This is a genomic window from Mesorhizobium sp. M1423 (genome assembly GCF_040317575.1).
GTDB lineage: Bacteria > Pseudomonadota > Alphaproteobacteria > Rhizobiales > Rhizobiaceae > Mesorhizobium.
Genome location: NZ_JAMYKU010000091.1, coordinates 1 through 674 on the forward strand (window position 1 = coordinate 1; position 674 = coordinate 674).

Below are 674 nucleotides of genomic sequence, written 5' to 3' on the forward strand. Positions count from 1 at the left end.
AAACAGCCCAAGAAGGGCCACCAGGGCCCGGTCAAGCCATCGGCGGACAAGGATGCGCGCTGGGGCAAGAAGGGCAAGAAGAGCACCTTCGGCTACAAGATGCACATCGGCGTCGACCAGGATCATACGCTGATCCGGCGCGTCGAGGTGAGCGACGCTTCGGTCACCGACACCGAGCCGGCCGACGCACTGATCAGCGGCGATGAAAGGGCGGTCTATGGCGATCAGGCTTATTATACCCACGCCAGACATGCCCGGCTGGTCGAGGCAGGCATCAAGGACCGCCTGATGCGGCGGCCCAACAAACATCATCCCGAGTTGCCGCCGCGCCAGAAGCGGCGCAACCAGCTGATCGCCAAGGTGCGGGCGGCGGTCGAGCGACCCTTCGCCGTGTTCAAGGAGAGCTATGCCATGCGGCGCCTGCGCTTCTTCAACCTCGCCGCCAACCGAACGCAGTGCATGCTGGCGGCCTGCGCCTACAACCTGCGCCGCATGGTCAGCACCCTCCATCCGCCTGGCGAGAAGCCGGCATAAGCAGGAGTCCGTCCGTAATCGGCCGGATGAGCCGATTATCCTGAAAAATGCCGCGCTGAACGGCCAAGCAGCGCTCTCCGACGCTCAAAAAAGCATATATGCCTCAAATCGCATATCTATGCGCCTTCTCTGCAAAGGCC

At 62.6% G+C, this 674-nt stretch carries 1 protein-coding gene; it reads left to right on the plus strand.

The genetic code is table 11. The features are described from left to right. Window positions 1–534 (plus strand): transposase (locus NKG95_RS34215; RefSeq protein ID WP_353043884.1); only part of this gene is annotated, 534 nt, incomplete at its 5' end. Between the last annotated feature and the right edge of the window lie 140 nt (window positions 535–674).